Source organism: Undibacterium sp. GW821-FHT07F11, assembly GCF_059418665.1.
In genome coordinates this window covers 126,295-152,890 of the sequence record NZ_JBWKQH010000007.1, presented here as the reverse complement: position 1 = coordinate 152,890, position 26,596 = coordinate 126,295, and the positions used below count along the sequence as shown (strand labels likewise).

Sequence of the window (26,596 nt, the reverse complement as noted above, 5' to 3'; positions counted from 1 at the left end):
GCAAGCGTAATCGTACGCATGTCAATTAATTTCAGGTGCTTCGATAAGAGGTTTGCTATGTCAGCGCCAAGTCAAAAAAGTAGTCCGCACTCCGTTTAAAGAAAAAACAAACCGGCTTCGGTACTGGCTTAGTGTTACCTGTTGCACACGCATTACATGCGTACGATTACGTTGCACTAATCGTACCTACTCCCTATGCCTATGCTTGCTGTGTCCGCTGAGAAACTCGCGCACAAACATACTGCCAGCATCTGTTGTTATTCACTGCTTTTTCATTATCGCGGCCAAAGTCCGTAGTATATTGTTGCAATCAAATTACCTTCGCCAAGGTGGTCGCTCATGCCAAACGTTAATATCATCTATAACGATGTCGGAGGCAAACTGGCAGCTTTGCCGCTATTGGCGGCCACCATCAATGCTGCTCTCAAGTATCTCGATCAGTTTGTCGTCTTCAAGGGTACGATAGATATTCAGATCAATGCAGAGGCGACCCCTACAGGGCGTTTTGGCGGTACTAACAACGTCACTTTTCTTGGCAAGAAAAATGGCCTGGATGTGTACGAGGCCTCGCAAACTGCAGAATCACGCACGGGTATCGATCCCGCGCCTGACAAGCCTGACCTGATCATCAATATTGACCCAACTTCATCCTACGCCAACGGCCTGTACTGGGATTCCAATATTGCCAACAGCATAGGTGGCAAAGTGGATACCAGCAAGGTTGATGCCTTCACTGTGGTCTTGCATGAACTTTTGCATGGCATGGGTTTCATTGGCTATCGAGATGCAGCAGGCAAATTGCCAGGCAATTATGAGTCAGTCTGGGATTCATTCCTGACCGTGAATAGCAATAACACAGCCACCCTGGCTGGCCCCGCCATCGTCGCCCTGCTGGGCGAGCCGGTGGAGGTACGTGTTGGCGGCAGCCAGAGCATGTATCACCTGGGCACAGGCCCCAATCTGGCAGACAGCAAAATGCAATGGCTGGAGGCAAGCAATTTCAACGGCTATTACTATAACTATGGCGAGCGTTACCTGTTGGGCAGGCTGGAGCTGGCCATGTTGCAGGACATGGGTTGGGTACTCAAGCCAACCACGATGACCAATGTCGTCAACACCTGGGACAACAAAATTGCCGCGCTGTATATGATAGGCTGGGATACCGATGAACAGATCATAGGTGATACCAAGGATGACCGCATCGAGGGCCGTGGTGGTAATGACACGCTGATCGGAGGCCTTGGTGATGACAATCTGTATGGCGGTACCGGCAATGATCTTCTGTATGGTGATGGCGGCAGTGATGTGGCGGTTTTTTCTGGCAATGCCAATGATTACACCGTCACTTACAATGCGGCCAATAACAGTTATACCGTCAAGGACAGTTTCATCAACCGCGACGGTAGCGATACTGTTTATTCGGTAGAAAACCTGAGATTCGCCGACGGCATCAAGACCCCGGCCAGCCTGATCAATAACCCGGCTGCCGGTACTGGTAGCAGCAACTCCATCAATGGTACTGCTGGCAATGACACTCTCACAGGCACGGCAGGCAATGACACCATCAATGCCCTGGCTGGTGATGACAGCCTTCGTGGCGCCGCCGGCAGTGATATCCTGTACGGCGGTGATGGCTCCGACATCGCATTTTTTACAGGCAGCATAAGCGACTATACCGTCAGCTATGATGCGGTCAACGCCAGCTACACTGTGACTGACAAAGTCAGTGGCCGTGACGGCATTGACACTTTGTATTCGATAGAATTGCTCTCATTTTCTGACATCACCAATATCCGCCCCGGCTTGCTGATAGCCACACCCAGCCTCATTATCAACGGTGGCCCCTACAATGACTATTTGCTCGGTACCACAGGCAATAACACCATCAACGGGCTGGCCGACAATGACACCCTGGTCGGCGGTGCCGGTGACGACAGCCTCTATGGCGGGGACGGTAACGATATCGCCAATTACACCGGCAATGCGGGTGACTATACCGTCACTTACAATGCGGCCAACACCAGCTATACCGTCCAGGATAAAACCGGCAACCGTGATGGCACTGACACTTTATATTCGATAGAACTCCTGAGCTTTGCCGATGGCAGCCGGACACCGACCAGCATGCTGATCAGCAGCGTCATCGGCATCACCATCAACGGTAGCACTGCTAGTGAAATCCTGACCGGGACGGCTGGGGGCGACTATCTGTATGGCTTTGCGGGCAGGGACACGCTGACAGGTGGTGGCGGTAACGATCTGCTGGCCGGCGGCGATGGCCTGGACATGGCAAGCTATAGCGGCTCGCGTGCCGGCTACAGCATCAGTAAAAGCAAGGACGGCCAGTCATGGGCCATCACCGATCTGGTCGGCAGCGACGGCACTGACCAGCTCATTGATGTAGAGCGCCTGCAATTCAAGGACCAGGCACTGGCGCTTGATATCAATGGCACCGCAGGCCAGGTGTACCGCTTGTACCAGGCCGCCTTTGACCGCAAACCTGATCTGGTCGGCCTTGGCTACTGGATTAATGACATGGACAAGGGTTCCAGCCTGACCCAGGTGGCGGCCGGTTTTTTCCAGTCGCCAGAATTTCAGAAGCTGTATGGCACCGCGCCCAGCAATGCCACCCTGGTCGGTAATTTCTACCAAAATGTCTTGCACCGTACGCCCGACCAGGTTGGCTATGATTACTGGCTCAACCAGCTCAACACAGGTAAGATCAGTGCCGCCGGTGTACTTGCCAGTTTTTGCGACAGCTCTGAAAACCAGGCACTGGTTGCCAGTTCCATACAAAACGGCATTGACTACACGCTCTGGCTAGCTTAGCCAACATTAGAGATCTCTGGGAGAAAGTAAAGTCGTGTATATCGTGTAGGTACGATTAGCAGAGCGTAATCGTACGCATGCTGATTAAATCCAGATGATTTGCATTCCTTTGAGTGAACAGTACAAAACGCCTTTGGAGTTTGGTTGAATATGATCATTGTTATGCCACAGTTTGCCATACGTACGATTACGTTACACTAATCGTACCTACTTCGTATCTACGCTTGGTTAGACGACGCCAAACCACTGTTCAATCGCTCTCAATGCATTATCATTCGATGGAATGAAAGCATGGCTCGCCGGAACAGGAACAGCATGCGCTTGTGACGACGGAAGTGCTTCATCGGCTGCGACCATGCCATCGTGTGGCAATTTAAATCCAAAGAAGACACCGAAAGCGCCTAACCATGGCCACACGCCGTAGATGTGGGCGGTCGGGCTATCCGGCATGGGGACTTTGTTCATTCTGTCTTCGTCAGCGGCGAACTGGCCGCATTCGCCAGTAAGCAACTTGTAGATTTTCCAGTACCGTAATCTGCTGGCAAGTTTCATCGCATGTAAGGGCGACGCAAGTAAAACGAGGCGCCTGGGCCGTAGCGAGGGCGCAAGCTGCTCGTTAAGACTCCTGAGAAGTACACCGCCAAAAGAATAGCCTACCGCATGGTAATCACCAGCGTTGCCGACACTGGATAGAAAATCGTTCAGGTTCTTTTTAATTTCATCAAAGGACTGGGATGACACCTGATAGTCAAAACATGCAACGGCATATCCGCGCTTTTCAAAATAGCGGACAAACTTGCCGCGCATATAGCGCTTGCCGCCTACGCCATCGATAAAAACAATCTGGCGGGTACTGCTGTTCATGAAAACACTCCAATAAGATTTGAAACAGGGTTCTGCAAATAGTAGTCGTAATAGTTGCCGCAACAGTTGTCACATTGTAGCGTGGCTCAGACTTCATCGCCCCGGGTTTGGCTTTCTCCATTCGCTTTATCCTGCTGGTTGTTGAGTCTTTCATGCAGTCAGACATTCCAGGCTTGAGTCTTGCACGGGATGTATGGGAAAATACCTTTAATATATTAACGACTGATTGCTTCGACCAGCATTAACCCGGCTGAACAGACATTTACCTACCACAGAATTTACCCACAGACGCCACCATGCACCCACACTTGCGCAAGACCCTGATCCCTAGCCTGATTGCTTTGTCCCTGTCTGCGGCCAGTTACGCTGCACCTTTGGGCAGCATGCGCAATTTGTCTGTCAGTGCGCAACGCCAGATAGAGTTCACGACGGATGATGGTAACATCGTCAGGATCAGTCTGTTGAAGCCAGATCTGTTCCGCGTCTGGGCAGGTAGCAAGGGGCAATTGCTGGATGCCGGTGACAAGGCTGCGCCTATCGTGCTCAAAAAAGACTATGCGGATTTTCCGGTCAGCGTGACTGCGCCAGACGGCTATCAACTGGTGCAGACATCCGCCATGGCCTTGCGCATCTACCGCTCGCCCGTGCGTCTGGCGCTCTACAAGGCAGACAATAAGACCCTGCTCTGGGAAGAAAAGCAACCGCTGGAGCTTGGCGACAAGGCCAGCTTCCAGACCCTCTCCAGCACGCCGGATGAGGCCTTTTTTGGCGGCGGCCAGCAAAACGGCAGCTATGCCTTCAAGGGCAAACAGCTAGAAGTATCTTATTCTGGCGGCTGGGAAGAGGGCGACAGGCCCAGCCCTGCACCGTTTTACATGAGCAACAAGGGCTATGGCGTCTTGCGCAATACCTGGAGCAATGGCAGCTATGATTTCCGCTCGAATGATTACCTCAGCACCAGCCATCAAGAAAAACGTTTCGACGCTTATTACTTCGTCGGCGACAGCATCAAGGACGTACTGGCCAGCTACACCGAACTCACAGGCCGCGCCAGACTCTTGCCACGCTGGGCCTATGAATATGGCGATGCCGATTGTTACAACGATGGCGACAACAGCAAAAAGCCCGGCATCGTGCCCGCAGGCTGGAGCGATGGCCCGACCGGCAAGACGCCAGACGTGGTGGCCGCAGTGGCCGCAAAATACCGCGAACACGACATGCCTGGCGGCTGGATACTGCCTAACGACGGCTACGGCTGCGGCTACAGCAATTTGCCCGAGGCCGTGGCCGGCTTGAAGAAACATGGCTTTCGCACCGGCCTGTGGACAGAAAACGGCGTCGATAAGATTGCGTGGGAAGTTGGCGCCGCAGGCACGCGCGCGCAAAAGCTCGACGTCGCCTGGACAGGCAAGGGCTATCAGTTTTCACTCGATGCCAACATGGCCGCAGCACAAGGCATACTAGCTAATTCCAATGCACGCCCGTTTGTATGGACTGTCATGGGCTGGGCAGGCACCCAACGCTATGCGGTCACCTGGACAGGTGACCAGTCCGGTAGCTGGGACTATATACGCTGGCACATCCCCACACTGATAGGCTCGGGCCTGTCCGGCCAGGCCTATGCCACTGGCGATGTCGATGGCATCTTTGGCGGCAGCCCCGAGACCTTCACGCGTGACCTGCAATGGAAGACTTTTACACCCGTACTCATGGGTATGTCCGGCTGGTCAAAATCAGAACGCAAACACCCCTGGTGGTTTGACGAACCCTACCGCAGCATCAACCGCGATTACCTCAAACTCAAGATGCGCCTCATGCCCTATATGTACACCTATGCGCATGAAGCAGAGCAGAGCGGCGCACCCATCGTGCGCGGCCTGATGTGGGATTATCCGCAAGACACTAACGCCAATAATGAGAACTACAAATACCAGTTCATGCTCGGCAAAGACTTTCTGGTGGCCCCTGTGTACCGTAGCCAGGCCGCCAGCAAAGGCTGGCGCAAAGGTATCTATTTGCCGCAAGGCCAGTGGATAGATTACTGGGATGGCCGTGTCGTGGCAGCAAATGCAAAAGGCAAAGTCATAGACCAGCAAGTCACGCTGGACAAACTGCCCGTCATGGTGCGCGCTGGTGCGATTTTGCCCATGTATCCGGTCGCCCTGTACGATGGCCAGGTGCCCAAAGATGTGCTGACGCTGGATATCTACCCGCATGGCAAATCCAGCTTCACCATGTACGAAGACGATGGCGAAAGCCGCCAGTACCAGAGTGGAAAATCCAGCCTGCAAACTTTTACTGTCGATGCACCAGAAAACCGCGCAGGCGACATCAGCATTAGCGTAGCCGCAGTCAATGGCAGCTATGAAGGCATGGAACAACAACGTGCCCTGCAACTGCAAATCCACACCCGCGTACAGCCAGATTCTGTGCACTTTGGTGAGCAAAATCTGCAGGCATACAGCAGCCGCGCAGACTACGACAAAGCCAGCAACGGCTGGTTTTATGACGCCGCAGAAAAATACGGCACCGTCCATATCAAGACCGCCAAACTGTCCGTCAACCAGGCTTACCAGTTCCGCCTGGCCGTTGCCACGAACAAGCAACTCGCGACAACAGCAGACTACCCGCCAGCACCTGACCTGGGCAACAGCATCGCCCCAGACAGCCTCATCGTCCTGAGCCGCCCGGCAGAGGAACCCGGCCACCCGCTGGAAAACGCCTTCGACGGCAAACCCGGCACCTGGTTCCGCACCGTGCGTGACCAGTCACAAAAAACAGGTGCGCATGAATTCAGCCTCGCCCTCGGCGAGCGCCGCATGATCAACGGTTTTGAAATCGCCCCACGCAATGACAAGAACTGGCAATATGGCCAGGTCAAGGACTTTGAAATCTACCTGGCCGACACCAACGGCGAATGGGGCAAGCCCATCTACACCGGCCAGCTCAAAAAACAGGAAGGCAAACAAAAAGTAGAATTCGCCGCCAAAGCAGGCCGCCTGTTCCGCTTCCGAGTGCTCAGCACCCACGACCAGAACGACGACGGCGACGCACAAGACCCCATGGTCCTGACCAGCACAGGCGAAGCCAAACCAGCCAAGGCCTACAACGCCTTCAATCCCGTTGTCGTTAGCCCGATCACGATCTCAGAATTCAGCATCCTTGAAAAACCGGCACCGGACAAAGCCAAGCTGCAAACCTATTTGTCTGATGCTGTTGCTACTACCATCGCTGGCAACAAAAGCAGCTACGCCAAAGACCAGGCCTATAACTTCGCAAGTGCCAAGCCAGTCAAGCGAGACATTCATACACAAAACATCAAACAACCCGGCACGCAAGGCAACATGCAAAGTAGTATGCAAATGAACGGCCTGCGCTTCCACAAAGGCCTGGGTGTGCCCGGCAACAGCGAAATCGACTACCAGCTCAAAGGCGACTGGCAAACCTTCCGCGCCGACGTCGGCATAGACGACAGCTGCCGCAACAACGGCGGCCTGCAATTCCAGGTCTGGGGCGACGATAAATTATTATTCGACAGCGGCCTCATCACCGCACCAGCAGTCGTCAAACCAGAGCTGGACATACGTGGTATCAGCAAACTTAAATTGAAGACGACGGGTGTCAAAGCGACGGGCAGGGCAGAGGTTTGTGCCAACTGGGCGAATGCTTCTGTGATTGGGTTTGCGGGGGATGGGGTGGGGAGGTAGTTCGTAGTTTACTTTGTCGAATTGCCGGGATTATCAACCAGTGTCACTGGCGCGCCAGCGCGATTGATTACGTAATACCATAACCGTAATCAACAATGGTGTGCCATCTGGTCAGTTCGTTTGGCCGTTAACATATGGTCGCTGAGGATTTTCTATTTGGTTGTTGCATCAAGGCTCAAGCGCTTGAGTCTTGATGCAACAACCAATCAAAGCAAGAAAGCAGAGCACCTTAATTTGAATCAATTCCATTATGCAGCTTCTTGTACAAATAGTTCAGTTTTAGCTATTGGGAATTCATTTCCTGAAGTGAAGTATGCTACCTCATATACGCCAATGTATTGCGGAGCTTTAAAGACAACGGAAAGGTGATCAATTTCTGGCCCTTGATAGGAAATTGGAAAAACTTCAGACCAATCCACATCAGGCATTTCAAGACCTTCTGAATTAATTACTCGCCGTAATCGTAGTTCACCATGAACTACGGTTGTAGCTCTTGGGAAGTCAATGGTAACTTGCAATTCATCTTCAGGATTTACTACGTTCTTTCTTAACGATATTTCGGGAACAGGTCCTGCAGCGAATAACACTCCAGGTTTTCCCAATAGAGCGCCTAAAATCGTCCTGAGTCCCGCATTTTTATAGATACCGCCATGCTCTCCCCCCACAGGTTCGGTCTGTACACCAGATTGTGAGCCACTCCAAAATGGGACGGTGCCATCGCCGGCGTCGTCACGATCAACTTTTAAAATTTTATATTTCGAATTATTTTTTGAAATTTCTATTGAACTTGTTGTAGTTTGACGTGTACCAGCAAAGAAGAAATACCGAACACTTTCTGGTCGTCTTTTTAAATCCAGCAATTTATGGAAGCTCTGTGCCGACTCAAGATTTGCTGGAGATAATCCCATTGCATCTGCAATTTCAGGATCATAAATATCTTTGGGAGTAAGCCTTGCGTCCATTTCTCTGTCCCATGCAAAAGGTTCGTTCTTAGGAGGGAGAAGTTGATATAGGGATGGAAAGTTTGGGTTCTTTGCGACTGCTTGTACTTGTTCCGCACTCAGAAACACACGTTTCTCTTGACCTAAGGCAGCGGCAAGTGCCATTGGCGCGCCGCGATGCGGAGTGCCCATTGTAATTAGGCATTTGATGTGCGAAAACCCTGGTCTCGCATTATATATACCTGATTCGAGATAGCATCGGCTGACGAGACCTCCCATACTATGCGCCAGCAAAGTAATGGACACATCCGCATCTGATTTTGTGACAAATGCATCCACACAATCTGCTAAAGCTTGTGCAGCAATCGCATTGTCTTTTCTCCAGTCATATGGGAAGACCTTGAGAGTTCCAGGATCACCCTCTTCAAAACCACATGTTTTCAAGGAGTCGATTAAATGATCATACTGAGACGATATTGATACACTGCGGATGACATCTGTTGCTACAAGATTCGGCTTTAATAGTGCCGCCATATGTTTATAAGGAAGGACAAGTTCCAATGGACTACCTGGCCAAATTGTTTCTTCACCATCTTTAAGTACAGATCCCATAATACCTGGAATCAAAATCACTGCTTCTTTCATGGTGACTTCCTTTTTCTTGAGCGGTTAAGAGTTGTGAGTAAGGCTTTGGCAGCAAGTTGCTGCTCTTCGGACAGTTTGCTGAAACAACTGGCTTCGATTTTTAGAGATTTAATCGTCTGTACCAGGCTGCTTCGACTTTCGTTGTAATCGAACAGGCAGCCTGTGTCACCATGATAGTGAAGATTGCTGTTGATAGACAACAGTAACGCTGGTACGAGAATTGCACCAATCGCAGTCTCAAATGGGCGTTCTGCTTGCTCTGCAAAATCGCGCAAGTCTGCTGTTGAAATTAGAATGGTTTTACCCATTACAGAGCTAAAATGATTCCAGTAGACATCGCCATTTTCTTTAATGCCACCTATCATTTCAGGTGTTATGCCAACCAATATATCCAGGCCCATTCCTTCACGTATTTCGTCACCTGCCGTGAAAAAATCCTGGGCTATTATTTGAGGTTGTAATGAACTTGTTTCTTCGTTGGGTAGATCTTCAGATAAATATTGAGAGGCAAAGTCAACAAAACCTTTGGGTGATTTGACTAGCCCACTCGGAATTGGAGCGAGAATTTCAAAAAGAGTAAAAATAGGTTGTACTGCATTGAGTTTTTCTAGTAATGCGGGGAGGCCACCTATCCAAGCTCCCAGATCTAATATTCCAACTCGGAGTACATTTTCATTTCTTGCGAGTTCGTGTGTGATGACCTTTACCCGTTCGATTGCGTCATCAGTATATTTGTAGTCAACTTTATTTGCACCAATAGGAGATTGACTAATATTGGCTTTTTTATCTACGTTGATCTCAATGAAATTGGATTGCAAAACAGATTTGAAATTTTCATTCAAGTTTGTATATACGTCCAATAGTCCTTCAGAAGTTATAGCCTGGCGCAATTCTTTATTAGGGATGTCAGGAGAACCTTGATTTGTATTTTTTCGTGCGGAAGCCGCAGATTTTTTCGTCGAATCGGCAAGTGCGCGTTTGCTCGATGATGAAGCTCTTTTTTGTTGAAGTGGTTCTTGCACCGTATCTGTCAATTCGGTGGAAGATTTACGTACCAAAGTAAATGTAGGTATCTTTTTCATATTTGAAATAATTGTCGTGCGTCCGCTAATCTATGCAGTGTTGGAATCCCCCACTCCACCACCGCTCCATTGGGGCCTAATGCGCGTGACAGTCCCACTGATAACGTTGCTCTACCTTCTGCAACAGCTTGATCGATATCTCCGGTTTGTAAAAGTGAAGCGTACACACTGCCTACAAAGGGAGATATCGATTTATATGGAATGGGATATTGGTTCGCAATTACTGCTGGAATGCCAGCAACAATGAGGGCGCTCGCGATCACACCAAAATCGTCGGAATATTTCCCTGCCCCAGAAAGACAGGCGCTTAAAATGGCCAGCTGAATACCCTTTCCGGCCAGAGTAATGGCTAGATCTTCTGCAGATAGGAAATCGCTGGCTCCCGATTTGATGTCTTGTAGAACCAGTTGCCCCATGTTGTTTTCGTCCAAGTCCCCATGACCAAAAAAATGGAACACGTCAAAAGATTCACGAGAAATCGCCGCTAACAATCCTTCGCGAGTTGCACCTTCAATAATTTTGATTGAGACCTCATCAGGCATTTGGGTACTAAAGGTTCGTTTAATTGTGGCAAGCACATCTGACCAGGTCACACCTTGCTGATCAATAGGATCAGATGCGACAAAGAGTACTTTTACCTTTTTGAACTGTTTGAGTTCTTTGGCATAGACACCGCAAGTCGGATGTATTCGTATAATGGAGCGTTCGCGATGCGGGGTTGGCTGTCGATCTGGTGGCCCTAAATATTCCCAAGGTATTTCACGTATCTCGGGGCGATCGCTCAATATCTGGAGGCTGATTGCACCTTCCGGCAAGCGAAGATACATATTCTTCAGTTTTCCACGAAAAATGAAATCGAAAAGTTCTACTCCGTAGTCTTTCAATTCTGTGGGTGAAGGGCGTTTTGCATTGCCTGTCACTGCCTTGCCTAGTTGGCGGCCAAATTCAGACAGTTTAGTAAGCTGTTCATCAATTGGTATGGGCTCAATGGCAGTGTCAGCGCCGCGACGTGCCAGGGCCAAAATACCACTCTCGTTCCGACTATCAAGCAAGAACAATTCGAATGAAACGCTCAACGTATTCTCCTTTAGCTTACATAGAATCAGCCACAAATGGTGCTTTAAGCTAGCCCGGCAATCTTCTGATTTGATTGCATAAATCCACCTGCAATTATGTATGCTGGCAGATACATGGATCCGATTGGTAACAATTTGTAAATACTAATCTACCACGCTAATATTAATAAATAGGCATAAACAATTGATAATTTATGTTAATTTTCAATTTTGCAACAACCATGATTATTTCCGCTACATTTTTTGTTTTGCATTTTGCAAGTGATGAATTGCTTCGGTATGTGGCATTTCCAGAGATGGAATGATTGCTAATTAATGCATGTTTCTGCAAGCATAGCCGTCAAGCCCAACTATGCAATGCGAACATGTTTTCCCAATAGATATTTGAAAGAGTGAGCTATGACACGCATTGATCTCAATGTTCCGTTTTCCGAAAAAGACGAGGCTAAGCAACTTGGAGCTCGATGGGATGCTTCGTTGAAAGTGTGGTTCGTGCCAATTGGCGTAGATCCAGGTCCTTTCCAGCGATGGGTGGAAAGCGCAGCAGACGTCGGCATTAAAGCTGAGAATTACAGCATTGCTCAGACAGTCGCAGCCTGTTGGAAGTGTCGCAAGTTGACCCGAGTTTATGGGTTTCTACTAATAGATGGGTATCAGTCAGTGGACCCGGATGATGACAATGAATGGAATGAACAGGATAGTGCGGTAATGGTCTTATATGTTACTGATCTACCGCCCGCTGTCGCGGCTCGCATCAGATTGATCACGCCGCACTACCATGTCGATTTCAGTAAAACCACCAAGAGCTCATATTGGATGAATCATTGTGAACATTGCGGCATGAAACAAGGCGATTTCACTTTGTATTGCGAGCCAGGTGGCGCATTTTCCCCAGAAGACGATCATGCTGCATCAAGTATTGAACTTGAAGATGTGCAGGAGCCTTTTGGCTGTAATGGGAGCATTTCATACAACCGCCTTTTCGGTGATATGTGAAGAATTGAGCATGCATAACCTGGCACTTGTGAATAAACAAAGTAAGCGGCATCTACACTCGGCTAAGCTGCGTGCAATGATAACGGTCTATTTACTGATAGGCGGCTTCATTGCCTGATTCATGTATCTCGTGCGAATTGGAAACAGCAGGATGAAACCCTCAGTTGAGGCCGCGAACAAGGCCCATGGAAGCAATTTCCGACTGAATAAGGCATTTGGCTTCTCCAGTGGTATGTATAAAGCGGCATAAAAAAATGTGGTCAAGAATTGTTATATTAGGTGGTTGCCCTTTACCGGAATAGATGGTCAAACTAAATGGAATAGGCATGCTACTGGACTTGGCTGAAGTTGGAACATAACTCAGACAGTCTCATTTTCTTTTTTCAACGCAATGGCCAAGTCCAGGATTTCTGATTGATAAACGTACTCTCGCATCCCGCGGCTCAGATAGGCAACTACAAAAGCCAGCAGGGCCAGCAGGAATGCTGCGCAGAATAAAAATTCATAGAGCGGGGCGGAGAGTAAAGAAATTTCGGGAAGTTTCACGGAAGGTGTTTTAGACGAAAACTCTTTTAGCAAGGCCCATCCAATTGCCGCCAGTGAGAGTAGTGCTATCTTGTCTGGGGAGCCGATCACGAGGCTGATTTTGTTTTTGATGCGGGTGATCTTTAACTGAATGATTCTTTGTGCATTCTCAAGATCTTTTTTGGAGTATGCATCCAGCTCGCTTACATGCTTTTGATCGGCTTCAATGTCAAGTATGAAGTTATCCAGCGACTTCTTTTCAGATTTTTGAAAGTCACAATGGTTGAATAAATCATGATAAGAAAGGCGCAGGTTGGAAGGCCTATCGCGGCAACACCAAGAGTAAGGGCGAGCATCACAGCATACTCATTCAAAGGGCTGATGAAGTGCCACAATGCGGAGATGATGATCAGTGCCAGTAATACGAACCCTGCTTTCATTAACGTGTCTGGGGCTTTTTCATGCCAATGCTCTTGCCCGGATGCGGGTTCTGATCCTTGGCTATTACGCATATCATGTAATTTTCTGATGATGTCCTGAGTTTGCGGTTTTTGTATCTTGATAGCTTGATGTTTGAATGAGCGTGGCATAGGTGGTGGCACAAGTGAATAGTTAAAAAATAAATAACTATAATTGTATTTTATGCCACTTGCCAGAGAAATCTCTTTGTGAAGCCTGTGCTTATTGTGGGACTGCTGTCGATACTTGAATTAGGCCGACTAATAGGCTGCTTCAGTGAGATGTCGACCCAGCGCACGCTGAATGCAATCGGTAAACAGTGGTGAGTGGCGCTGGGCCAGTTGGAAGATGCTTGTGGAATCGTTCTATGTTGTTGATAGTGGGTACGACAGTTTCTTGTTTGTGCTAAATGTTGGGCTTCGCAAGTCCAGCACCAAGCTACGGCTTGGTGCTGGAATGTATCTTAGTAGTTCACAGTGTGCAGTGTGAATAAAGCCTTACTGCGGTGGCTTCACCGGTACAACCAGTTCACGCGAGATGCCGCCGCTTTGTGCATTGCCGGATTGTGTCCCTGCTCCGCGCATGCGTTGCAGGCAGTATTCGCGGTCTTCTGGTGGATGGGAGTCGCAGCGGCGTTCGCGGTTGCGCTGGAGTTGTTCTTCGCTTGCTGTGGTGAGACTGTCTGATTTGGCTTGCTGTCTGGCTGCACCCGCTTCGCGCAGGCAGGTTTCTTTTGACTGATTGGACTGGCCGTTGAGGCAGAGACTCTTCTCATATTCGTAGCGTGCGCGGGCACTGGCGCTGGTGTCCTGGCGGTCTGCAGCCACGCACATATTGACGAACAGGAAGGAGGAAATGAGTCCGGCAATCAGGCCAACTGCCTTTTTGACGGCAGGCATGTGTGACTCTCTATGCATAAATTGGGTGGTGGTATCTTTTGTTTGATCATGTTTCATGGCATGGCCTCATTGAAATGGTAAAGATTTTGTATATGCGAGCATGAGGCAGGTGCTGGTGCACTGCCATCAAGCCCACAATTTATCTTGTCGCTGATATGAGTGTAGTCGGCGGTGTACTTTATTTCTGCGTGCTAGCGCACATTGGAGAATAAAATCTTTGTCTGTAGTGGTATGGGAAAAGTTGACATCAAGTATCATACCGATGCTCATGTCGCGCATCCAGTGTCACTGAGCTGCGTCAACATTATGTGCATCCATCGTATTAGAAAGATCAATAGCCCATGAAGCTCGCCACACCTATCCAAACATTTATCCAATTTTGCACCCTGTTACTGGCCGTGGTGCTGCACAGCAACTGCCAAGCGCAGCAAAGCACATTCTTTGGCAAAAAGCTGCCCGCCACGGCGCAGGCATTGCGTGATTTTGTGCCGCCTGGCTGGACGGTGGAAAACCAGGTCAGTGGTGACCTTAACGGTGACGGCATGGCTGATATTGCCGCAGTGGTAGTGGAGGGCAAGGGCGCTACTGATGACAGGCAGCGTGGTTTGATTGTGTTGCTTGCGAGCGCTGGCAAGGGATACAGCTTATTGGGCAGCAATGGCAAGCTCCTGCAGTGCCAGGGTTGCGGTGGTGTCAAGGATGGTGTCAACGTCACCGTCAAAAACGGCGTGCTGGTCGTCAGCCAGTACAGTGGTTCGCGGGAATACTCGGTCTACACCTGGCGCTTTCGCCTCGATGCAGCCAGCCAGCGTCTGCAAATGATAGGGATAGATGAAGAAGAGGCAGATGGCATGGTTGGCAAGGGTTCTACCGTCAGCACCAACTTGCTGACTGGCCAGCAAATCAGTGAAAGCTATCAATATGACGAGAAACGTGATCGCAAAGTCATACTCAGTTCAAAGAAAAGCAAGGTCGCTAAAAGCATGACTTTGCTGGAGGATGCGGTTGGGAGTGAATGAGCCGCGTAGGTAGGATTAGTGCGCCTGCTTGCTTAAGGTGAAGCTGCACGAATCGCGCGTGCTTATTGAAACCATCATCACTATTCTTTAGAAAATACTCCCGTTTGCCCTGAAGCAAACGGGGATGAACAAGTGCATTAATTAAAACTTGCAGAGCTGGTGTTCGTATTCGTCAGCGTCTGGTTCTTGAAATTGATGGTGAAGCGGTCGCTGGGTTTGCCTGAGCCCAGTCCTTTGAGGATGCTGAATACTTGCTTGAACTGGTTTTGGAAAACCACATTGACCGTATTCTGGTCTGATGGTTTTCCATCCAGCATGCTGATAGCAGCCGGGCTGGCTGGGAAGGCGTTCATCAGGACCTTGTATTGCTTGACCCGGTCTGTACCCATGTCACGCAAGGCGAGTTCGCCTGCATAGACGGTGCGGTGGAAGTCGCCATAGAACTCGTATGCAGTGATCTTGGCGAAGTCGTCTAGCTTATAACCGGCAGCAGTGGCGAGTTGTGCTGCCTTGTTGCTTGCCACTGTCCAGTCGGCAGTCAACTGACTGGCAGAGACAGGTGTTCCGCTAGCACTGCCTTTGGACATGCAGGTGGCGCTCAGGGGCAAGACGCCTGGGATGTCTTTCAATTGCGCGAACGTGACCTGGGTCTGCAATTGCGACAGGATCAGCATTTGTTTTGCATCAAGGCTGGTGGCGGCTTCTTTCATTTCGCAAGGCCAGTATTCATCCATGAAACGCAGGCGTGAGAGTTCACCAAAATAGAAGCGGGTAAATTCGCCATAAGATTTGGTGGCAAGTATGTCTTTGCTCCAGCGCTTGCTGACGTCAGCAGTGAGGCTACTGTTTTGCAGATAGTCGTACTCGGTCTGGTAATACTTGAAGAGTTCGTTGTAGCGTCCCACGTTGTTGAGGGAAACGGTTTCGATATCAACTGTATCCTGGTCTTTGTATTTGACGATCTTGTAGGCGGCACCAAATACGGCCAGTGATGGCGACTGCACATTGACGAAGTAATTGCCGGATGCGTCCTTGTAATCATTCGTGCCATTGAAATGCATGTGGCCGCCCATGTGCAATTGCATGCCTGTGGCTGCCAGTGCAGTAGTGGTGGCCAGGTCAGGCACACGTGCCACCTGGAAGGCGCCCGACTTGAAGACTGCCTTCATGGAATCAGTCTGGTTGGCGTAAAAATCCATGGTCGGATAATGCGAGAAGGCAATCAGGCGTTTGCCCTGGGCCTTGGCGCGGGCGTTGACGGTTTTGATCCAGGCCAGCAAATGTTTTTTATGCGTGAGCACTTTGTTCCAGCCCGCATTGCCAGCGCCATCAAAGCCTTTGAATGCCTTGGCATTGACAGGGTCAAATGCGCTGTTGGGGATGTGGACATTGGCATCAATCGAGAGTAGCCAGACACCCTTGACAGGTTCCACCAGATAGCTGGAATCGATAATGCTGGTGCATTTGGTAAATGCCTTGCCCAGGGTTTTTTCGCCTTCTGCCTTGTAGCTGCCACCTTCGCCTTCGGCACAGATTTCAAACTGGCGGTTTTTTACATCGGCGCTGCTGAGCGCTGCGTCATAGGTGTAGGTGGCATTGGCATAGCTGGTAAACGGGGTTTCCCAATACACGTCAGCCTTGTTGGGCATGTAGCCAAATTCACCCAGTTGAGCGATCAGCTTTTCGTAACCGAGCTCCATGAGCTGGTTGGTGCAGGCGACAGTGGCGTCCTGTGATTTGCAGCCGGAATAATTGACGGCATAGACTTTTTGTTCTTTACCTTCTGCCGCCAGGAAATCGTTTTTGCCAGCTTCGTCATCGTCATACGGTTCATTAGGATCATGATTGCCGGGTGCGATGAAGAAGCGCATACCTTTAGCCTGATACTCTTTCAAAATCGCGGCAATGCCATCAATATTGACGGGTTGTGCATCGTCGGAATAATCACCCGACAAGGCTACCAGGCGTATGCCACGCGCATAAGCGTCATCCAGCGCACCACGGAAGGCGAAGTAGTTTTCATTGAACAGACGGGTGGAGGTCAGTTGCGCATACATGGTACGTATGGTGGCAAACTTGCCGTCACCCGTCGGTATGCCAGAGAACTTGGCGTTCTTGAGGTCGCCATAGACATTCTCAAAATGTACGTCAGACATGACGGCGACGGCGGGTGTTTCAGTGATGGGCTCTGGCGTGGGCGCTGCGGCATCCTTGTTGTTGCCGCAGGCGATCAGTGCCAACGGCAAGCATAATGAGAGCATTTGCTTTGCGGCCTTGCGCTCATTTAAAAGACGAAAATTCATGGTCATTCCTGTTACAGGTTCGAATGCACACCTGGCACGTGTGCATCGATTTGGTGTTGTTGGCTAGCGGGACTGGCGCAGGTCGCTAAAGCGTAGAAGAGTTTTATCTTCAATGCCTGGGATTGTAAAGTTGCTTGATGACAAGCCCATGACGGTCTGTGGGTATGCCTTGCATGGGGTATTGTTGGTGGGCTGGTGTCATTGCAAGGTGCTGACAATTCGACTTGTTATCAATGGCACCGTCATTGAGTAACGACTAATGGCTAATGACTAACGACTAACGCGCCCATAGTTTTACCATAGCCTGCACACGATATGAACCTAGCGTGTCAAGCCTGTATTTGATGAAATGCGTTCTGGATATTTCTTCGGAATCTGTTCTTGTCGGGATAATACGCCACATGTCCGGCCATTTAATTAACAATAGCTAACACTCCCTACTATGATCGTCGGATCAGGTCAGCGCTTATTCTGGACATTGATTTAATGATCAATAGATCATCAGTATTCGGGGGCATTAAATGACACGCTGCCTGTCAGACTAAAATGTCGTTACAGAGATAAGTTACTGCCCATTTCAGGCGCTGAGGATTGGTCAGGCCAATTGGTTTTTCCTGAGCCTGCGGCACTGCAAGTCATGGTGAACTTGCTATTGCGGTGATATGCGCACTGCGTTATAAGTCAGAAGAATGATTTTGAAAAAACTGAGAGAAGTATCAGTGCAAGCATGAAAATGCATCTGTATAGAATGCAGGGACTTTAAAAAGAGAGATTGCTCATGGTTCAAGCTGAACTTCAACAAATAGACGAAACCTCTCTGCGCGAGCTGGTGGAAACCTTGCGTTTTCGCGCGGAAAGCCTGGAGTCACTCGATAAGCTGGTATCTTCACTCAAACAGGAAGCCGAGCACCATCACCGCCTTGCTGACTCCTTGAAGCATGGCCTGGAGCTGGTACAACGCATAGTAGAAGAGCGCGAAGCCTTCTTCAGCCTGTCACTGGACATGCTGTGTATTGCTACTACCAGTGGTTATTTCCATAAAGTGAACAGGGCTTTTGAACGTACCTTGGGATATTCGCAAGAAGAATTATTGTCACGCAGCTTTTTTGAACTGGTGCACCCGGAAGATATTGAAAAGACCCGGCAAGAAGTGGAAAAGCTGCGCATGGGCATAGACACCATCAGTTTTGATAATCGTTACCTGCACAAAAATGGCGAGTATCGCTGGTTGAACTGGACGACACCGGCACCGGTACCTGGTTCTAATTTTCTCTATGCTGTTGCACGTGATGTCACTGAACAGCGGCAACGCGATGAACGGACTCTGTATCTGGCTTCACATGATGATTTAACCGGGTTGGCGAATCGTTGGCGCTTTAACGAAGAATTGAAAGCGAGTGTTGCGCGGTTAAAACGTCATTCCAGCAGACAGTTTGCTGTGCTGGTACTTGACCTGGACGGGTTCAAACCAATTAATGACACTTATGGTCATCAAGCGGGTGATATTGTCTTAAGCGAGATAGGCAAACGCTTGAACGCTATCAAAAGGGAAACCGATGTCTTGTGCCGTCTGGGGGGTGATGAATTTGCCTTGCTAGCGCCAGATGCCGATGTCAGCGAAGCTGGCGTGATAGCAGAACGTATGCGCAAGGAAATCATTCGCCCTATTTGTATTGGTGACGCAGATGTGACTGTTGACGTAAGTATTGGTATTGCCATGGCTGAAGAAAACACGAGCGATGCCAGTGGTTTGCTTAAACTGGCAGATGAAGCCATGTATGAAACCAAACGTCATAAGAAAAATCCTATGTTGCTGGCACCTGAAGACAAAAACAAGGCCATGACGTTCTAAAACGCCCTATTGTCCATTCTGTATCCTTTTCCTTGCATCGACGGCTGATGAAGTGCTGCCTCAGCCATCAGCCCTCAGGCTTCAAATTCCGCCTCTTCAGCAAATATCCAGACCCTGCAATCCCCATCGCTACTACCAGCATTACTCCTGCCACGATAAATGTGATCCGCATGCCAGTTGCAATCGCTGCTGGTGCAGCCGTTCTGATGTCGTTGCTGGCTGATGCCCAGGCAAATACTGCCCCCATCAAAGTCGCGCCGGTGATCAGGCCGAGGTTACGGGAAAGATTGAGCATGCCGGAGATGAGGCCACGCTGGTTGGGGGCTATGTCTTGCATCACGGCGGTATTGTTGGCGGCCTGAAAGAGTTGGTAACCGGGTGTGAGGATGGCGATGGCGATGATGTAACCGGTGATTCCTAGTACAGCTGGCAGCTGGGCGAGGGCGAATGCACCTATGGTCATGGCGACGAGCCCGGTTGTGACGGTGGCTGGTGCTCCCAGGCGGTCAACGATACGGCCTGCGATGACGCCGCTGCAAGCGGAGATGACGGGGCCTACGGACATGAGCAGGCCGACCATGGCGTCGTTGAGTGCCAGTGAGCGCGACAGGTAGAAGGGGCTGACCACCAGCGTGGCCATCATGACGGTGGCGACCAGGGTGTTCATGGCCAGGCTTGTGCTGAGGGTGATGTCGCGGAATAGGGCGGGGCGTATCAGGGGTGACGCGACTTTTGTTTCTACCAGTATGAACAACGCTGCGCCAAGGATGGCGGCAAGCAGCAATGCCAGGTTGAGTGCGCCAAAATGTCCGCGACCCAGCGTCATGGCGAGGGCGTAGGCGGCCAGGGTCAGGGCCAGCAGGAGTGTGCCGGTGTGATCAAAGCGCGCGCTGGCTTTGTTATTGGCTTTGTTGCTGGCTTGCTGGTCTTGCGGCAGATGACGTTGCGCGAGTATGAAACTGAGGATGCCCAGCGGGACATTGATCAGGAAGATGGCGCGCCAGTTGATGCCAGCGATGAGTATGCCGCCCATTGATGGGCCCAGAGCAGTGCCAACGGCAGACATGGTGCCCAGCAAACCCATGGCGCTGCCGGTTGTTTCTTTGCTGACGACCTCACTCACAAAGGCCATGGTCAGCGCCATCATGATGGCGGCCCCCAAACCTTGCACGGCACGGGCGGCGATCAGCATATTCAGTGTTGGGGCTGCACCGCACAAGGCTGACGCTATCGTGAACAGGGCTATGCCTGCCAGCAACAGGCGTTTGCGGCCCATCATGTCACCCAGGCGGCCTACGCTGACGATGAGGGTGGTGATGGCGAGCAGGTAGGCAACGATTACCCATTGTACTTGCTGGAATGAGGCATTGAATACATACGTCAGGGTTGGTAATCCCACATTGGCGATGCTGGTGCCTAGTGAAGACAGGAGCATTGATAAGGACAGGCTGGCAAGTATCCAGCGCACCTGGCGTGATGCTTGGGTGCTGGTGGATGTTGCAAGCGCTTCTGGGATGGATGTGGCTTTCATTTTTTGACTGACTTAAATAGCGATGCCTGATCATAGGCTTTTACAATATATGGCGGAAGACGCACGATTTGCACTTTATTCATGCGTATGACGCCATGTCACTTCAAAGCGCGTTAAAATAAATGCATGTCTATTCCTGACCTGAACCTGCTGATTACTCTCGATGCTGTGCTTGCTGAAGGCAGCGTGGCGCGTGCCGCTGCCAGGTTGCGGCTGAGTCCGTCAGCCATGAGCAGGGCGTTGGCGCGCTTGCGTGAGACCACCGGTGACCCTTTGCTGGTCAGGGCAGGGCGTGGCCTGGTGCCTACACCCAGGGCGCTGGAATTACGGGGGATGGTTAGCCAACTGGTGCAAGATGCACAGGCGGCATTGCGGCCGGTTGCTGAGCTCAATCTTGCGCAATTGACGCAGACTTTTATCCTGCGCACCAGCGATGGCTTCGTCGAGAACTTTGGGCCTGCGCTGATTGCGCGTATCAGTGCAGAAGCTCCGGGTGTGCGCCTGACTTTCATGCCCAAGCTGAACAAGGACAGCGCTCTCTTGCGTGATGGCACCGTCGATCTGGAAACTGGTGTGGTTGGTGACGCCGTCAGCCCAGAGGTACGCACCCGCGCCTTGTTCCGTGACCGTTTCATAGGCGTGATGCGCATGGGGCATCCATTGAGCGAGCTTGTCATGACGCCAGCCGCGTACGCATCCGGCAAGCATGTGCTGGTGGCACGCCGCACGCAGAGCAAGGGGCCAATGGCTGATGCGCTGAAACCCTATGGGCTGGAGCGCGATGTGCTGACTACCGTGGGTGGATTTTCTGCGGCGTTGGCACTGGCACGGGCATCTGATTTGATTGCTACTGTGCCTGAAAGGCACACGGGCAATTTGCGGGCGGGCATGCATAGTTTTGAGCTGCCGTTTCCTACGCTGGAGATTACCGTGTCCATGCTCTGGCATCCACGTATGGATGCTGATCCTGGGCACCGCTGGTTGCGGCAGTGTTTGTGGGAGGTTTGTGCGGGGTAGGTTGGGGTATAAGGATATTTTTGTTAGCCGTGTGCAAACGTGCATCGCGGCTTAACGACACTGGATGCCAGATCGAGTCTGGCATGACGAGTGGGGGCTAGTGCTTGGTGATCAAGATTGCCGGGCATTGAATAGCACTGCACGAGCTAATTTTCGTAGCGTGGATAAAGCTATTTTTGCTGCCAATTCTAATTTTATATAAAAACCAAAGTAAAATATATTTTGTTGTAGAATATGTATTGTTGATGCTTTTCCCCTTGCCTCATACTTCAAGAAGTGGATGCCTATGAATAACTACTTTCCCAGCAGTTTTCGTTTGTTGAGCAGTCTTGTCCTTGGGGTAGCCTTGTTGCCTGCTATTGCCAATGCGCAAGTAGCGGCCAAGTCCGCAACCTATATCACTGAAGCCAGCCTCCATTGCGATGAGCTCGATGTCAGTGTCGAAACCTATTGCGAACCTAATGAACGTCTTGACGGCGCATGCTTCCTGCAAAAAGTGAAGCTGCGGCAGGCCGGTACAGACAAGTTTTCTGAAAAACTTTATCTCTACGAAGATTATCTGAAAGACCGTTCACTGATTACGCAACTGGCCTGCGTCAAGGGTAAAGGGGACAAGGGACGTAACAAGATCGTACTGAGTTCAACCAACCTCGGTAACTGCAAGTCATGCGAGTGGGATGATTATTTTTCTGAGGCCGGTGTTTTCCTCGGTTCTACCCGTGAAAAATTTGGGGCGACGAATTTCAAGCCCAAGGCCTTGCCTGGCAATTTTCTTCAAAAGCATGGTTTTGTGCTGGATGACAATGGACGTTTCACTGAAATTGAAAAAGTATCAGTAAAGCGCATACAGCGCGAGGGGAAATAACATGGCAGGCGCAAAACATCATAAAACCAAGAACTATAGTCATAACGGCGATCCATTGACGGCAGACTCACAGGGTGATAGTCGCACCTGGGGTGATGCCAATGATCACGTGAAGTTTGAAGTGCAGAAAGAAATCGTGCTGCAGGCAGGCAAGGCCAATCTGTCGCAAAAGGACACTGCCAACCTGCTGGCGCTGGCCGAGGTGGAGTCTGGCTTCAACCCTGACGCCGCGACGACTTCGCGCAAGTCTTCGGCCTCTGGCGTGTTTGCCATTACTGACAGCACGGCCAAAGATGCCGCAGAAAGGCTGAGCGGCACCAAGCGTATAGGCGGCTATGAGGTGGCTGAAAAGTACGACAGGTTTAATACGGCATCCAATGTGTCCTACGGTATTGCGGTTTACCTGGATAAAAAGAAGGTCGCCGGTTCTGATGATGTGGGCGATATTTACAAGGCCTGGAATACCAACCCGGCTGAATACAATAAATTGCTGACACGTCTGGACAAGCATGCGACGCAGTATGACAAAGACCTGACCAACAAGGTCTGGGATGGCCCGGGCCCGGCTGCGCCAGTCAAACCCGCAACGCCTGCCAAGCCTGGTGAAACTGCAGAGCCGGCCAAATCCGCAAAGCCAGCTAAGGAAGAAGCAGAAGCACCAAAAAAATCTGGCGATGTATTGTTGTCCATCCCGCTGCTGAACAAGGCAGGGCAGGACGCCGACAAAAACTGGAACATGCTGATGGGTACCGATTCACCCTCCAACCGCATGATGATGCGTGTGCCAGAGCCGGTGAAGAAAGAGACTGTCAAGCCGCAATAGCTTGAAAACTATGCCGGGCCTGAGTGTAAGCGCCCGGCATATTTCATGACGTGTAACCGATCAGTAATTGAGAGTGACACGCATGCCAAAAACCCGTGGATCTATGTAAGAGGCTGCCATGACACCTGTCGTGGCCTGGAAGCCGCCAGTCTTGGCGCGTGTGTCCGTCAAATTACGGACATAAGCTTCCAGCGCGATGTCATCACCTGGTAAGGCAATGCGCAAGGCGAGGTCTGCTTTGGCATAGGCTTTCTGGAAAGTACCCACGTGCGGGTCTTCAAAATTCAGCATGTCAAAATAGATTTTGTCTTGCCATTTCACGCTCAGTCTTGGTGTGACTTTGTAGCCATTCGCCAGCATGAAGTCATGTGAAAAAGTAGACCCAAAACTCAGGCGCGGTGTGCGTGGCAGAGTCTTGCCTTCGAGGTTGACGGGGCGTATGCCTACCCAGCGTGCGACTGGTCCGCGGTAAGTGTCCGGGCATTTGCTGGTGGAATTGAATTCCAGGCGGGCAGCGCAGGCGTATTGATCATTCCAGTTATCGAAGTCGTGGATGGTCGCATCGATATAGCTGGCAAAACCATTCCAGCGTGCGCCTTTCCATGGGCGGTAATCCCATTCCAGCTCCAGCCCCTTGATGTTGACGCGGCCTATATTGATGGTGCGTTGGCCGGTAATGATATTGCAACTGATATTGGTCGCTGGGCAACCACCCACAGGCAGGGCGACATTGGCGTAGTAATTATTGCCGGTGTATTGCATGTCGGTGTAGCGCTGGTAAAACAGGGTCGATGAAAACTTGAGTTTGTTATCGAGCAGATTGCCTTTGTAGCCCAGTTCCAGGTTGCTGACGTTTTCCGGGCCATAGGGCAGGAAGGAGTAATTCGGGCTGGGGCCGTCAGTACAAATGCGCCCGCCGCACAAGTCAGTCTTGTCGCGGAAGCCGCCAGATTTATAGCCGGTTGAGAATGCGCTGTAGACCATGTTATTAGGATCAATCTGCTTCAACAGGCCAAGGCGGTAAGTCATCTTGCTCCAGCTCTCTTTATGATCATTATTGGCGGCAGCACCCCAGGCAGACAGTGAACCGGGGCCATTCAAGATGCCCATTGCCGGGGTCAGGTCATAGCCATTATGCGGACGCCAGCCAGGCGTGACGCCTGCGATACCGGGGTTATATTGGCCGAGGTAAAAGAAGTTCTGGTTCGATGCTGCGGTCGAGTAATCGCCATAAGTCTTGCCACCGGTATCGCTCTTGACGTCTCTGGTGTGACGCATGCCCAGGGTTGCCGTCCATGTGGGTTTAAAGGTCCAGTCTGCCTGGCCGAACAGTGCCTTGGAATCTATTTCGCGTTTGTCTTGCTGATAAAAAACCGCGGCAGGCGCAGCGTAGGGGCCGTTGGTATTGCGCTGATAACCTGCACCTATACTATTGGTTTCATGCATCCAGAACAGACCGCCTACATACTTCACATTACCAAACTGCTGCTTGAGTTGCAGCTCATGTACGTCAGAGACAAATTTTGAGGCCTGGATATACGACATATTATCGATCACTGGGTAAATGCCAGGGTCGCCTGAAGTCTTGGTGACGGGGAGCTGGTAGGTGATGATGGGCGCTCCGGTGGCCACATCAACGGGGTGGAAACCGCCATCGTCATCATGCAGATTCTGGCGTCGCTGAGTGGAGCGGACATAACCATAATCGAGCGTCGTATTGTCACTGACTTTCCAGTTGACGTTGGTGCGATAGGTATCGATCGTCATGTCGGTCATGCCTGGCACGTTGATGAGGATGGTGTCCTCCGGCAGCTTGCATGCATAACGGGTGCCAGCGGCCTGGGCGCAATCGCGCTGGCTGGTGAAGCCTGCATTTGAATTCTGGTAGCGTTCCAGGGTTTGCTGTATCTCCACATCCTTGTGCACCTGCCAGCGCGCCATCAGGCGGCCTGCCCACTGGTCACGGTTGTTATAGGCATGGGCTGGATCTACTTTGGTGTTGTAGCGCTGATCTACCAGGGGTGTATCATCAAAGCCGTTTTTCTTGTAGCCGGTGAAGTCTTGTAATTGCGTGAGGAAGCTGTCGCGTGTGAGTTTGGAAAAGGCGGCGCGCAGGGCAAAGCGGTCACTGATGCCCAGGTTTTGTACCATGCTGAGGTTGCGCAAATTGGCACTGCCCAGTTCCAGCGCAGTCTTGCCATAGTAAGCATTGAATTCTGGTTTGTTGGGGATGATATTGATACTGCCACCGGTAGAATTGCGGCCAAACAAAGTGCCTTGCGGGCCGCGCAATATCTCTACCTGTTCAACATCAAACATCAGCGCCTGCGCACCCTGTGGCCTGGGTGAAAACAGTCCCGCAACATGCAGGCCTACCGAGGTGTCGCCTATCTCGGTGAAGTTGTCCGAGCTGATACCGCGTATCGTTACCTGCACCGCGCTGGAGTTATTGTTGTCATTGAACTGCACATTCGGCATTTCATTCGATAACTGCTGCAGGTTGGTGATGCCTTTTGAATCCAGCGCATCTTGCGTGAAGGCTGATACTGCCAGCGGCGTCTTCAGCAGTGAAGTGGAGTAGCGCGTGGCCATGACCTTTACTTCCTGAATTTCTTCCCTGCTGTCTTCTTTGGCTTCTTTCTTGGGTGGGGCTGGCTCGGCTTGTTGCGCCATGACTGGTGTGGCAGCCACGCCGACTATGCCCGCAAACAAGCAGGCGCGAGCTACAGCGACACTGAGCCGTGTCCGCCTTGTGGTGAGTTGTTGCATTGTTGTCTCCAGAAAATATATTTTTTATTGTGTCCTGTTGAAGGTGGACGACCTGATAGCTGGTGCTTGATGCGTAGAAACATGGCCGCTCACTGGCTGCTGTTTTTTATTATGGTACCGCTACCAAATTAATGGTACCGCTATCATTAAAATTAGTCAAGGAGTCGGTGATGTGGCAAAACAACGGGGGATAATAGCTGCGGACTCACAATTAAAAGACGTAACAAAGCCCGGATGAGAGCCAGTATTTGTAGTGCTGGTAGCGTTGGCAGCGCCTGGAGGCGCTAATAGCATTTGCTGGCACAAATCAATTGTAATTAAATTTCTGATCAGTACCTGGCAGATTCAGACAAATTCGATGCTTGGTGATCCTTGCTATTGGCAGAGAAGTTTT

18 protein-coding genes are annotated in these 26,596 nt (G+C 50.7%); 8 read left to right on the top strand and 10 right to left on the bottom strand.

The genetic code is table 11. The annotated features are described in order from the left end of the window. Positions 1 to 339: 339 nt before the first annotated feature. Positions 340 to 2,829 (top strand): DUF4214 domain-containing protein, encoded by a 2,490-nt coding sequence (locus tag AC07OI_RS18500; protein ID WP_495258221.1) that lies wholly within the window; start codon positions 340 to 342, stop codon positions 2,827 to 2,829. A gap of 228 nt (positions 2,830 to 3,057) precedes the next feature. Here AC07OI_RS18500 and AC07OI_RS18495 read toward each other — a convergent pair whose 3' ends face one another. Then, positions 3,058 to 3,693, bottom strand: coding sequence for a lipase family protein (locus tag AC07OI_RS18495; RefSeq protein ID WP_495258220.1), 636 nt, complete (start codon positions 3,691 to 3,693; stop codon positions 3,058 to 3,060). Between the two features lie 296 nt (positions 3,694 to 3,989). On the opposite strand from AC07OI_RS18495, the gene AC07OI_RS18490 reads away from it, so the two are divergent. Beyond that, positions 3,990 to 7,400, top strand: a complete 3,411-nt coding sequence (locus AC07OI_RS18490; RefSeq protein ID WP_495258219.1) for a TIM-barrel domain-containing protein — start codon at positions 3,990 to 3,992, stop codon at positions 7,398 to 7,400. 248 nt (positions 7,401 to 7,648) lie between these two features. Here AC07OI_RS18490 and AC07OI_RS18485 read toward each other — a convergent pair whose 3' ends face one another. From AC07OI_RS18485 to AC07OI_RS18475, 3 genes are read right to left on the bottom strand one after another with little or no spacing between them, the layout of a single operon-like run. After that, entirely contained in the window at positions 7,649 to 8,986 is a 1,338-nt protein-coding gene (locus AC07OI_RS18485) for a lipase/acyltransferase domain-containing protein (protein WP_495258218.1), read from the bottom strand. Then, a complete protein-coding gene (locus AC07OI_RS18480) occupies positions 8,983 to 10,068 on the bottom strand; it encodes a hypothetical protein (RefSeq protein WP_495258217.1) in 1,086 nt (361 codons plus the stop codon). The genes AC07OI_RS18485 and AC07OI_RS18480 overlap by 4 nt, the downstream gene beginning before the upstream one ends. Beyond that, entirely contained in the window at positions 10,065 to 11,144 is a 1,080-nt protein-coding gene (locus AC07OI_RS18475) for a CHAT domain-containing protein (RefSeq protein ID WP_495258215.1), read from the bottom strand. The genes AC07OI_RS18480 and AC07OI_RS18475 overlap by 4 nt, the downstream gene beginning before the upstream one ends. Before the next feature lie 399 nt (positions 11,145 to 11,543). On the opposite strand from AC07OI_RS18475, the gene AC07OI_RS18470 reads away from it, so the two are divergent. Continuing rightward, positions 11,544 to 12,140 (top strand): DUF5710 domain-containing protein, encoded by a 597-nt coding sequence (locus AC07OI_RS18470; RefSeq protein WP_495258214.1) that lies wholly within the window; start codon positions 11,544 to 11,546, stop codon positions 12,138 to 12,140. Positions 12,141 to 12,500: 360 nt separating this feature from the next. Here the strand turns inward: AC07OI_RS18470 and AC07OI_RS18465 are convergent, their stop codons facing one another. The 3 genes from AC07OI_RS18465 to AC07OI_RS18455 form a co-directional block, all read right to left on the bottom strand. Then, entirely contained in the window at positions 12,501 to 12,893 is a 393-nt protein-coding gene (locus AC07OI_RS18465) for a YuaM family protein (RefSeq protein WP_495258430.1), read from the bottom strand. Next, positions 12,869 to 13,255, bottom strand: coding sequence for a hypothetical protein (locus tag AC07OI_RS18460; protein WP_495258213.1), 387 nt, complete (start codon positions 13,253 to 13,255; stop codon positions 12,869 to 12,871). The genes AC07OI_RS18465 and AC07OI_RS18460 overlap by 25 nt, the downstream gene beginning before the upstream one ends. Positions 13,256 to 13,621: 366 nt before the next feature. Beyond that, positions 13,622 to 14,023 (bottom strand): hypothetical protein, encoded by a 402-nt coding sequence (locus AC07OI_RS18455; RefSeq protein ID WP_495258212.1) that lies wholly within the window; start codon positions 14,021 to 14,023, stop codon positions 13,622 to 13,624. Between the two features lie 341 nt (positions 14,024 to 14,364). Between AC07OI_RS18455 and AC07OI_RS18450 the strand changes: the two genes are divergently transcribed. Beyond that, complete coding sequence (locus AC07OI_RS18450) at positions 14,365 to 15,042, top strand: hypothetical protein (protein ID WP_495258211.1); 678 nt, start codon at positions 14,365 to 14,367, stop codon at positions 15,040 to 15,042. Positions 15,043 to 15,179: 137 nt separating this feature from the next. Here AC07OI_RS18450 and AC07OI_RS18445 read toward each other — a convergent pair whose 3' ends face one another. Continuing rightward, positions 15,180 to 17,345 (bottom strand): metallophosphoesterase, encoded by a 2,166-nt coding sequence (locus AC07OI_RS18445; RefSeq protein WP_495258210.1) that lies wholly within the window; start codon positions 17,343 to 17,345, stop codon positions 15,180 to 15,182. 778 nt (positions 17,346 to 18,123) lie between these two features. On the opposite strand from AC07OI_RS18445, the gene AC07OI_RS18440 reads away from it, so the two are divergent. Next, complete coding sequence (locus AC07OI_RS18440; protein WP_495258209.1) at positions 18,124 to 19,197, top strand: diguanylate cyclase domain-containing protein; 1,074 nt, start codon at positions 18,124 to 18,126, stop codon at positions 19,195 to 19,197. A 67-nt stretch (positions 19,198 to 19,264) separates the two neighbouring features. Here the strand turns inward: AC07OI_RS18440 and AC07OI_RS18435 are convergent, their stop codons facing one another. Continuing rightward, positions 19,265 to 20,728 (bottom strand): MFS transporter, encoded by a 1,464-nt coding sequence (locus tag AC07OI_RS18435; RefSeq protein ID WP_495258208.1) that lies wholly within the window; start codon positions 20,726 to 20,728, stop codon positions 19,265 to 19,267. 126 nt (positions 20,729 to 20,854) lie between these two features. Here AC07OI_RS18435 and AC07OI_RS18430 point away from each other — a divergent pair, with 126 nt between their 5' ends. From AC07OI_RS18430 to AC07OI_RS18420, 3 genes are all read left to right on the top strand, one after another. After that, complete coding sequence (locus tag AC07OI_RS18430; protein ID WP_495258207.1) at positions 20,855 to 21,745, top strand: LysR family transcriptional regulator; 891 nt, start codon at positions 20,855 to 20,857, stop codon at positions 21,743 to 21,745. Positions 21,746 to 22,031: 286 nt separating this feature from the next. After that, positions 22,032 to 22,610, top strand: a complete 579-nt coding sequence (locus AC07OI_RS18425; protein ID WP_495258206.1) for a hypothetical protein — start codon at positions 22,032 to 22,034, stop codon at positions 22,608 to 22,610. A 1-nt stretch (position 22,611) separates the two neighbouring features. Beyond that, complete coding sequence (locus AC07OI_RS18420; RefSeq protein WP_492707775.1) at positions 22,612 to 23,433, top strand: transglycosylase SLT domain-containing protein; 822 nt, start codon at positions 22,612 to 22,614, stop codon at positions 23,431 to 23,433. 60 nt (positions 23,434 to 23,493) lie between these two features. Here the strand turns inward: AC07OI_RS18420 and AC07OI_RS18415 are convergent, their stop codons facing one another. After that, entirely contained in the window at positions 23,494 to 26,202 is a 2,709-nt protein-coding gene (locus AC07OI_RS18415) for a TonB-dependent receptor (protein ID WP_495258205.1), read from the bottom strand. Between the last annotated feature and the right edge of the window lie 394 nt (positions 26,203 to 26,596).

Excerpts from the sequence above, each read along its gene's own strand:
- AC07OI_RS18460 (WP_495258213.1), bottom strand. The coding sequence starts at position 13,255 with ATGCCACGCTCATTCAAACATCAAGCTATCAAGATACAAAAACCGCAA.
- AC07OI_RS18430 (WP_495258207.1), top strand. The coding sequence starts at position 20,855 with ATGTCTATTCCTGACCTGAACCTGCTGATTACTCTCGATGCTGTGCTT.
- AC07OI_RS18485 (WP_495258218.1), bottom strand. The coding sequence starts at position 8,986 with ATGAAAGAAGCAGTGATTTTGATTCCAGGTATTATGGGATCTGTACTT.
- AC07OI_RS18440 (WP_495258209.1), top strand. The coding sequence starts at position 18,124 with ATGGTTCAAGCTGAACTTCAACAAATAGACGAAACCTCTCTGCGCGAG.
- AC07OI_RS18500 (WP_495258221.1), top strand. The coding sequence starts at position 340 with ATGCCAAACGTTAATATCATCTATAACGATGTCGGAGGCAAACTGGCA.
- AC07OI_RS18425 (WP_495258206.1), top strand. The coding sequence starts at position 22,032 with ATGAATAACTACTTTCCCAGCAGTTTTCGTTTGTTGAGCAGTCTTGTC.
- AC07OI_RS18455 (WP_495258212.1), bottom strand. The coding sequence starts at position 14,023 with ATGCCTGCCGTCAAAAAGGCAGTTGGCCTGATTGCCGGACTCATTTCC.
- AC07OI_RS18445 (WP_495258210.1), bottom strand. The coding sequence starts at position 17,345 with ATGAATTTTCGTCTTTTAAATGAGCGCAAGGCCGCAAAGCAAATGCTC.
- AC07OI_RS18420 (WP_492707775.1), top strand. The coding sequence starts at position 22,612 with ATGGCAGGCGCAAAACATCATAAAACCAAGAACTATAGTCATAACGGC.
- AC07OI_RS18490 (WP_495258219.1), top strand. The coding sequence starts at position 3,990 with ATGCACCCACACTTGCGCAAGACCCTGATCCCTAGCCTGATTGCTTTG.
- AC07OI_RS18450 (WP_495258211.1), top strand. The coding sequence starts at position 14,365 with ATGAAGCTCGCCACACCTATCCAAACATTTATCCAATTTTGCACCCTG.
- AC07OI_RS18415 (WP_495258205.1), bottom strand. The coding sequence starts at position 26,202 with ATGCAACAACTCACCACAAGGCGGACACGGCTCAGTGTCGCTGTAGCT.
- AC07OI_RS18480 (WP_495258217.1), bottom strand. The coding sequence starts at position 10,068 with ATGAAAAAGATACCTACATTTACTTTGGTACGTAAATCTTCCACCGAA.
- AC07OI_RS18470 (WP_495258214.1), top strand. The coding sequence starts at position 11,544 with ATGACACGCATTGATCTCAATGTTCCGTTTTCCGAAAAAGACGAGGCT.
- AC07OI_RS18435 (WP_495258208.1), bottom strand. The coding sequence starts at position 20,728 with ATGAAAGCCACATCCATCCCAGAAGCGCTTGCAACATCCACCAGCACC.
- AC07OI_RS18495 (WP_495258220.1), bottom strand. The coding sequence starts at position 3,693 with ATGAACAGCAGTACCCGCCAGATTGTTTTTATCGATGGCGTAGGCGGC.